This window comes from Mycobacterium sp., from assembly GCF_049278535.1.
GTDB lineage: Bacteria > Actinomycetota > Actinomycetes > Mycobacteriales > Mycobacteriaceae > Mycobacterium.
On record NZ_JBAPMI010000179.1, the window covers coordinates 1 to 8,048 of the forward strand.

At 65.3% G+C, this 8,048-nt stretch carries 9 protein-coding genes and 1 pseudogene; 4 read left to right on the forward strand and 6 right to left on the reverse strand.

The window, feature by feature from the left end; all coding sequences use genetic code 11:
• The 3 genes and pseudogenes from WAO18_RS12115 to WAO18_RS12125 all read right to left on the reverse strand — a co-directional run.
• Positions 1 to 260, reverse strand: a pseudogene (locus tag WAO18_RS12115) (hypothetical protein); the annotation flags it as partial.
• A 79-nt stretch (positions 261 to 339) separates the two neighbouring features.
• Positions 340 to 1,032, reverse strand: a complete 693-nt coding sequence (locus WAO18_RS12120; protein ID WP_422206528.1) for an Rv0518 family GDSL lipase — start codon at positions 1,030 to 1,032, stop codon at positions 340 to 342.
• A gap of 239 nt (positions 1,033 to 1,271) precedes the next feature.
• Entirely contained in the window at positions 1,272 to 2,513 is a 1,242-nt protein-coding gene (locus WAO18_RS12125) for an acyltransferase family protein (protein WP_422206520.1), read from the reverse strand.
• A 222-nt stretch (positions 2,514 to 2,735) separates the two neighbouring features.
• Here WAO18_RS12125 and WAO18_RS12130 point away from each other — a divergent pair, with 222 nt between their 5' ends.
• Both WAO18_RS12130 and WAO18_RS12135 read left to right on the forward strand, forming a co-directional pair.
• Complete coding sequence (locus WAO18_RS12130) at positions 2,736 to 3,128, forward strand: tautomerase family protein (RefSeq protein ID WP_422206521.1); 393 nt, start codon at positions 2,736 to 2,738, stop codon at positions 3,126 to 3,128.
• Entirely contained in the window at positions 3,125 to 4,111 is a 987-nt protein-coding gene (locus tag WAO18_RS12135; protein ID WP_422206522.1) for an NAD(P)H-dependent flavin oxidoreductase, read from the forward strand. Before WAO18_RS12130 ends, WAO18_RS12135 begins: the two co-directional genes overlap by 4 nt.
• On the opposite strand, the gene WAO18_RS12140 is transcribed toward WAO18_RS12135, so the two are convergent.
• Genes WAO18_RS12140 through WAO18_RS12150 form a run of 3 tightly spaced genes read right to left on the reverse strand, consistent with a single transcriptional unit; the run spans position 4,097 to position 6,984 of the window.
• Positions 4,097 to 4,810 (reverse strand): hypothetical protein, encoded by a 714-nt coding sequence (locus WAO18_RS12140; RefSeq protein WP_422206523.1) that lies wholly within the window; start codon positions 4,808 to 4,810, stop codon positions 4,097 to 4,099. The genes WAO18_RS12135 and WAO18_RS12140 overlap by 15 nt on opposite strands.
• A 19-nt stretch (positions 4,811 to 4,829) precedes the next feature.
• Positions 4,830 to 6,278 (reverse strand): class I adenylate-forming enzyme family protein, encoded by a 1,449-nt coding sequence (locus WAO18_RS12145; protein WP_422206524.1) that lies wholly within the window; start codon positions 6,276 to 6,278, stop codon positions 4,830 to 4,832.
• A gap of 7 nt (positions 6,279 to 6,285) precedes the next feature.
• The gene (locus WAO18_RS12150) at positions 6,286 to 6,984 is read right to left on the reverse strand and encodes a hypothetical protein (RefSeq protein ID WP_422206525.1); all 699 of its coding nucleotides are present in this window, start codon (positions 6,982 to 6,984) and stop codon (positions 6,286 to 6,288) included.
• 127 nt (positions 6,985 to 7,111) lie between these two features.
• On the opposite strand from WAO18_RS12150, the gene WAO18_RS12155 reads away from it, so the two are divergent.
• Together WAO18_RS12155 and WAO18_RS12160 are read left to right on the forward strand one after the other, a co-directional pair.
• Positions 7,112 to 7,594, forward strand: coding sequence for a carboxymuconolactone decarboxylase family protein (locus tag WAO18_RS12155; protein WP_422206526.1), 483 nt, complete (start codon positions 7,112 to 7,114; stop codon positions 7,592 to 7,594).
• A gap of 19 nt (positions 7,595 to 7,613) precedes the next feature.
• Positions 7,614 to 8,048, forward strand: a 435-nt coding sequence (locus WAO18_RS12160; protein ID WP_422206527.1) for a nitroreductase family protein, incomplete at its 3' end; no start/stop codon positions are given.

Here is an 8,048-nt window from a genome sequence, read left to right on the forward strand (position 1 = left end):
GGTCCACCGCCGCCGGTCGGACCGCCCGGGATGCTTCCGCCGCCGCCGTTCGGACCACCGCCGCCGGTCGCCCCACCCGGTCCACCACCGCCGGGAGCCATCGACGGCGCCGGCGCCACGCTCGACGACGGAGTTGTGGTCGTCGTCGTGGTGGTGGTCGAGGTCGGCCCGCCCTTATCGCCTCCGCCGCAGCCAACCGCCAGCACGAGCATCGCCGCGCCGAAAAACAGAGTCATCGCCGTGCGTGCGCCAGACTTCATCTGCAGTCCCCAATCTCGCCTCGTGCACCCCGAGATACCCGCGACGAGCGCTTGCGAAACGCGTTGAATGCGAGCGGGATCAGGCTCGTCTGGACAACTGAGCGTGGATCAGCGGAGCGATCTTCTCAGCCAGGTACGCGTGTCCGGCGTCGTTGGGATGAATGCCGTCGGGTCCGATCAGATCGGGCCGACCGACAAACCATCCGTCGCTGATCGGGTCGATGAATGTGGCCCCGGCGTCGTGAGCCTGACCGCTGAGAATGTCGCGGATATAGAGGACATCGAACGGCGGGTCGGAGTCCGTCCACGGCGGGCCGATCACCAGCACCTTCGCCGATGGCGCGATCCGGCGTGCCAGATCCAGGGTGTCGTGCGCCATCGCCGCCATCTGAGCGGGGTCCACGCCGTGGTCATTGCGTGAGCCGAAGAACACCACCAGGGCATCGTCGGGTTGGACGGCCCTGTTGGTCAGGTCCTCGAAGACGCTGCCATGGTCACCGCGGACGACGTAGCCGGCCCTGCCCTCGGATGCGACCTCCGGTGCGACCTGCACACCCTGGCGTGCCAGCGTCAGCCAGGTGCGGTTGGTCCAGGTGTTCGATCCCCAACCACCTTCATCGGTTCCGGTGGTGTAGGAATCCCCGATCACCGCGACGTGGTCGATCGGGGTGCCGCGGGCCACCGTGTGGTATTGCTGCAGCGAGCCGGGATGGAGGGCCACCATTCCGGCCGCAACAGCACCCGCGATGACAACTGTGGCCAGACGACCCACCGCTACCTCCACTGTCCACACCCCGGCCGCGTGCTTTGGCCGTGTAAGCGGCATCGTAAAAGCACCACGACGAATTTCGCCATCGACGCGCTGTCGTCCAGTTGGACGCCGCGTGGGAACCGGTCCGTGCTGGTGAGGGCCCCACTTTGCCGACGGGCGCGGGACACCACGGTCTCGCGCCACAGGGGATCGTACTTGATCAATATGTGTCGAGGTATCGCTCGCCCCGGCCGGGAATTTCAGCCCGCGCGCGCCGAAAGAGGTTTCGCACGACCTTCCTGAGTGCCGTCGACCGATTGCAATTTTCCGCTTGCGATGTGTGCTGCAGGATCGTCGTCGGCACCGGCCTTCAGGCGACCGATGTTGATCATCGTGCGCATCCACCGGCGCGCGGGCTCCTCGACCACGTGGTACAGCAGGATCGCGCCGGCGAAGGTGATCGCGAGCACGCCGATGAGGAGCAACTTTCCGCCGGTACCGAACATCGTCAGCTGGAACTGCTCGGCCGTCCATATCCACGTGGTGTGCGCCAGCTCGTGAACCATGTACAGGCAGAACGAGATTTGCCCGCCATACACCATCGGCCGGGTGGAGAGCAGCGCAGGCAGACTCCCCGTGCCGATCGCCAGCGTCAACACCAGCGGAACGAACAGCACGTCGACCAGCCCGCTCGTGTCGGTGACACCGTGCAAGGGGTGCGCGTCGAATACATAGAGCAGGCCGACGACGGCGGCGATCAGCAGCAGCGACAGGTAGCCGGCGGCGCGGCGACCACGGTCGCTCGGCTGCAACCTACTGACCGCGGCGGCGACCAGCGCTCCCGCGGTGAACTGCATGACGATGCGCGGCAGCCAACTCCAAGGCGTGTAGAACTCGCCGGTCACCAGCAGCGACACCACCGGCGGTAGCGAGGCGCCGACCGCCAGCCAGATCAGGTTGCGGGCGCGGGTCGTGCGCGCCAACCGGAAGATCACCAGCACCACCAGCCCGAACAAGATGTAGGCCAACCACTCTGCGCTGATCGACCAGGCCGGCCCGTCCCAGCTCGAATTGTCGAAGAACGGCTGGAACCACAGCTGTACCAACAGGACCTGGCGCACGTAGCTGATCGCGGTGAACCGGTAGATCTCCTGCGACGGCACGTGACCGACGTGCAGCGTGAAAATGACCCACAATGCGGCCAAGTGCAGGGTGACCAGATAAACCGGCCACACCCTGGCCAGCCGCAACCAGAGGAAATGCAAGGTGGCACGAGTCGACCACGACCAGCCCATCCGATCGAGGTAATTCCAGGTCAGCACGAACCCGCTGAGGATGAAGAACAAGTCGACACCCTGGGCTCCGCAATTCAGCACCGGTGTGAGTGCGTCGAGAAACTCGGGTGCGGCATCGCGCAACAGTGGCCGGAAGTGGAAGAGCACCACCCACACGGCGGCGACGATGCGAAGTCCTGTGAGGGCCTTGATCTCTCCGCTGCGCACAACAATCTTTCCGTGAGGCCATCGGTGTTTGTTCACCGCGGCGCATCGTCACAAATGACGGCGTTGGCAGGGTATCAGTGCGGTGGATCGATAGCGAGTTGCCTGCCCGGTGTGGCTCGCAACTATTGAGCGACATCGCCGCAGGCAGGCCGTGTATTCATAGCGCTTCGTCGCGGGGTCTAGCGTCAACCGCATCAGCAGAGCGACACCACGGGAGAAAATATGCCGCTGTTGTACGTCGACCTGATCGAGGGTCGAGAACCCGCCGAGATCCGGACGCTGCTGGATGCGATACACGACGCGGTCGTCGAGGCGTTCGGGGTGCCGCCACGCGACCGCTATCAGGTGGTGCGCACGCATCCGAGTCACGAGATCGTCGTCTGGGACACCGGTCTCGGGATCGAACGTTCCTCGGCCATGGTGGTCGTGCACGTGGTGAGCCGGCGCCGCTCGCCGGAAATGAAGCAACGGTTTTATGAACTGGTGGCGACGAATCTGGCTGCGCGCAGCGGGCTCGATCCGGCAGATCTCGTCATATCGATTACCGACAACAACGACGAGGACTGGTCTTTCGGTTACGGACGGGCGCAGTTCCTCACCGGGGAACTGAAATGAAGACCCGTCTGACCAAGTTCTTCGGCATCGAGCATCCGATCGTGTCGGCACCGATGGCGCTTACCTCGGGGGGCAAGCTCGCCGCGGCCGTGTCGTCGAGCGGCGGCCTCGGCCTGATCGGCGGCGGCTATGGCGACTCCGATTGGGTGGCGCGCGAATTCGGTCTGGCCGACGGGGCACGCGTCGGGTGCGGTTTCATCACCTGGAGTCTGGCGCGCAACCCCGACTTGCTTGAGGTGACGCTGGAACAGCAACCGGCGACGATCATGTTGTCCTTCGGCGACCTGTACCCGTTCACCGATCGCATTCACGCGGCTGGCGTGCCGCTCATTGCGCAGGTCCAGACACTTGACCACGCGCGCCGCGCTCTCGACGCCGGCGCGCAGATCTTGGTCGCCCAGGGAAGTGAGGCGGGCGGGCACGGAATGACGGTGCGCACGACGTTCACCTTGGTGCCCGAAGTCGCCGACCTCGCGGCCGAACGTGCGCCCGAAACGCTGGTGCTGGCGGCCGGCGGCGTCGCCGACGGGCGCGGACTTGCGGCGGCACTCATGCTGGGTGCCGACGGCGTGGTGGTGGGCACTCGCTTCTGGGCTTCCCCGGAAGCCCTGGTGTCGCCGCGTGCCCAGGAGCGGGCGATCGGTTCGAGCGGGGACAATACCTACCGCACGCGGGTTTATGACTATGTGCGTCAGCTGGATTGGGCGCCCGAATACAACGCACGGGCGCTGGGTAACCCGTTCGTCGATGGCTGGCATGGCAACGAGGCCGAACTGCACGCATCGCTGCCGGAAGTGGTACGCACGTATCAAGCCGCGGTTACCGCGGAAGATTTCGAGGCCGCTGCCATCCTGATCGGCGAGTCGATCGGTCTCATCCACGCCGTTCGTCCGGCCGCTGAAATCGTCGTCGACATGGCGGCTGAGGCTGACCGGATCCTGAACGGCAAGAACAGCTTTAGGCCGAGATCAGTACAGGGGTGACCACGCTGACGTCCGAAGCAGTCGACTCTCCCACTGATCGCGATACTTCAGCGCTTCGAACATGTAGGTGCCCGGTCCGCGGTGCTCGGGTGGGATGTCGGTAGTCAGCAGATGCTTGAGGGTGGCGTAATCGTTCATCGCGTCAATCTTCTGCCACAGCATTGCTTCTCGGCGTTTGTGGCTTCCGTGCGCCACCTGGAAGCAGGCCTGGATTTCGAGCACCCTTTTGCCGGGCGGCGCCTTGGAAAGCAGGCGGTAGTAGATCTCATCCCACGAGTGGATGTAATCGTCCAGCGGGGCGTAGGGCCAGCCGGTGTCCTCCATGAACAAACTCAGCGGATGCGTTGCGCCATCGGTGGGCACGGTCGCGAGGTCCACTTCTTGCAGGGGCGACCACTCGACCGGCAGCAGGATCTTGCCGGTGACTTCGTGACGCAGGTTGTCCAGTTCACGCATCCACGGCGCCAAGTCGCCACTTTGCGCCCTACCGGCCAGCGTCTCCCACGCCGCGCCGTCGGTGATGCCCGTGATTGTGACCACGTTGTACGCCACCCCCGTGCCGTGAGCATGGTTGGCATACCAGAGCAGCCGAGCGTTGTCGTCCTGCGCCAGAGTGGGCATCCAGCCTTCGCGGTAGGCCGCCTCGAAATCGTCCTCGCGGATGCCGACAACCCGGTGGGTCTCGTGAAGGAACAGCACAGCGACTCCTCTCGGTGGCTCAGGCGTTCTCGACGATCAACGCGGCGAGCCGACGGCGGTTGACCTTGCCGGTCTCGTTGTACGGGATGTGGTCGACGACGATCAACCGCTCGGGCAGCTTGAAGTAGGCGATGCGATCACGACAATGCGAGCGCAGCTCATCGAGCGTCACCGGGCGGCTGGCCACCACCGCCGCCCCGACCCGCTGGCCCATTTCGTCGTCGGTGATGCCGGCCACCGCTACGTCGCCGACCGCCGGATGAGCACGGAGTGCCTCCTCGACCTCGATCGGCCCGAACTTCTCTCCGCCCCGGTTGATGATGTCGACAAGCCGCCCGCTGGGATAGATGTAACCGTCGGCATCGCGCCATGCGAGATCACCGGTATGCAGCCAGCCTGCGGTGACGTTCTGGCTGGTGTTCACCCACAGCTCGCCGACCACGCCCGCATCGACGTCGGTCCCCGTCTCGGGATCCACCACGCGAACCTCAACGCCGGGCAGCGGCCTCCCGACCGAGCCAACCCGGATCGGATCGCGGTGATCGTCCGGCAGCAGGGTTGTGTAGGCGCCGAGCGTCTCGGTCTGGCCAAACACATTGGCAAAAGCGACATGCGGCAGCGCGGCCATGGCCCGGCGCACCAAAGCGACCGGCGCGGCCGCCGCCCCGTACGCGATGGCGATCAGCGAAGTCAGGTCGGTGCCGGCGAAGTCGGGATGGTCGAGGATCCGCTGCAGCATCGTCGGCACCAGGAACGCGGTGCGCACCCGATGCTCCTGCACCAGCCGCAACCACTGTGCGGCGTCGAACCGCTCCTGCACGACCGAGGTGTTGCCCGAGTACAGGCTGCCGAGCATGCCGAGAGACCCGCCGACATGGAAGAACGGGACACACATCATCGCGATGGTGGGCGCGGCCTCCGGCCGGAACGGTTTCCCGATCCCGTGGATGCGCGTGCTCAGTTGCCCGCTGGTGATTCCGACCGCCTTCGGGAGCCCGGTGGTACCGCTGGTGAACAAGATAAGGGCTTCGAGGTCATTGACATCTTCGGCCGTCTTCGCCGCGGGAATCGGGCTGTCGCTCAACAGATCAGCGGATGTCAGTACCCGGCTCGGACCCGCTTCGTGGAGCCGGGCAGCAGCGTGGGCATCGCCGGCGACTGCGACGTCGCCGCATCGCGCATTCTGCGTCAGGGCCCGCAGCTCTGGTGTGGTGAGTGCGGGGTTCATCAGCGCTGCCGCTGCACCGATGCGCGCGGCCCCGAGCACCGATGCGATCGAGAGCAAGCTCCCGCCGTCGACGACGGCGACGCGGGCTCCGGGTGCCACGCCGTGGCCGGCCAGACCGGCGGCGCAACGGTGGACGGCGGTGGCCAGTTCGCCGTATCCGATTGTCTCCCTGCCGATGATGAGCGCGACGCGGTCCGGATCGCCAATGGCGGCCGCGTCGACGATTGTGCCGATGTTCATCGACGGCTCAATACAGCGGTGACCACGAGGAGGTCCGAAGCAGCCGACTGGTCCATTGGTCGCGCAGATCCAAAGCGTCGTACATCCAGGTTCCCGGCGCACGGTAGCGGGCTGGAATTTCATTCCGCAGGAGGTTGAGCAGCGCCTCCGGCCGGCGGATCCGTTGCATCAGTACAACTTCACGGCGCAGGTGACTGCCCAGGGCCGGCTGGAAGCCGGCCTGGATGTCCAGCATCGACTCCGCGGTCTCCAAGCTCTTGGAGTACACCTCGCCGCACCGGTCGATGTATTCGGTGAACTTGTCTTCGTACGGCCACATGGTGTCTTCCATGTAGAGGCTCAGCTCGTGTTTCCGTCCATCGCTTGGGATTTCGCCGAAAGGCACGACCTGAAGAGGCGACCACGGAAGCGCCACCAGAAGCTTGGCGGATACGTCATGGCGGAGCGCGTCGAGTTCACGCATCCACTGCCGCAGATCGCCCCGCTGAATGCGTCGAGCCAGGCGTTCCCATGCCGCACCGTCACGAACGGCGGTCACTGTGACGACGGTGTAGGCGGGTCCGCTGCCGTGGGCCTGGTTGGCGTACCAGAGCAACCGGGCTTCGTCACCGGCACCGAGCATGGCCATCCAGCCATCTCGGAACGCGGCCTCGAACTCGTCTTCGGCGCGCCCGCGCACCGTGTGCACCTCGTGCATGAACAGCATGCCGCGAGACCTCCTGTGCGCGCTGCTGCGCCGTGCCCCCGCTCAATGGACGGTAATCCCGGCGTCTTGTCCTGTCCACGGGCCGCAACCTGGACAGTCGAGCCGGACATCTGGTTTGCTCACATCCATGGCCAGGCTTGATGTGCCCGACGGCCCCGGCGGTGAGGCCGCAATGATCTGGACGCTGCGTCCACAACTCGGCGACATGGTCGAGCGAATGATTCACGGCGCCTACCAGCAGAGCGTTCTGCCGCCCGAGGAACGTGAACTGGCCAGAATGCGAATCGCGCAAATCAACGACTGCGTCGCGTGCTCCGACTTTCGCGCACCGTCGGTGCTCGACGCGGGCGTCGCGCCCGACCTGTACGAAAACGTGGCGGCCTATGCCACCTACCCGGGCTACACGCCGCGGCAACGTCTTGCCATCGAGTTCGCCGAGCGATTCGCCAATGACCATGCATCGATCGACGATGCGTTCTTCGGGCGACTGCGTGAACTTTTTTCCGATCCGGAAATCCTCGATCTGACGCTTTGTGTCGCGGTGTTCCTCGGCCTCGGACGCTCGTTGAGTGTCCTGGGCGTCGATCAGTCTTGCGCAATCGACGTCTGACGGCGGCGCGAGGAGACGAGTGGACATCGCTTCGGTCGACGAATTGCTCACCACCACCCGGGCGGTTCGTAAGCGTCTTGACCTGACGCGACCAGTCGGTCGCGACGTGATCTTGGAGTGCCTGGAGCTGGCGATGCAGGCACCCACGTCGAGCAACGCGCAGGATTGGCGCTGGCTGGTGATCACCGATGCCGACAAGCGGGCCGCGATCGCGGAGATCTATCGCAGCATCGGCACGAAATATCTTCCTGGACTCGCGGCGGCCGAGTCCGATCCACAGACCCGGAGGGTGTTCGGCAGCGCGGTGAGCCTCATCGACACGCTCGCCGAAGTTCCGGTGCACGTCATTCCGTGCCTGCAGCGCCGCTTTGACGGCAACGATCTGGTGGTCGCGTCGTCGGCGTGGGCCTCGATCATCCCGGCCGGCTGGAGCTTTTTGCTCGCACTTCGGTCT

Coding starts and splice junctions, on each gene's coding strand:
- WAO18_RS12130 (WP_422206521.1), top strand. CDS start 2,736: ATGCCGCTGTTGTACGTCGACCTGATCGAGGGTCGAGAACCCGCCGAG.
- WAO18_RS12155 (WP_422206526.1), top strand. CDS start 7,112: ATGGCCAGGCTTGATGTGCCCGACGGCCCCGGCGGTGAGGCCGCAATG.
- WAO18_RS12150 (WP_422206525.1), bottom strand. CDS start 6,984: ATGCTGTTCATGCACGAGGTGCACACGGTGCGCGGGCGCGCCGAAGAC.
- WAO18_RS12135 (WP_422206522.1), top strand. CDS start 3,125: ATGAAGACCCGTCTGACCAAGTTCTTCGGCATCGAGCATCCGATCGTG.
- WAO18_RS12145 (WP_422206524.1), bottom strand. CDS start 6,278: ATGAACATCGGCACAATCGTCGACGCGGCCGCCATTGGCGATCCGGAC.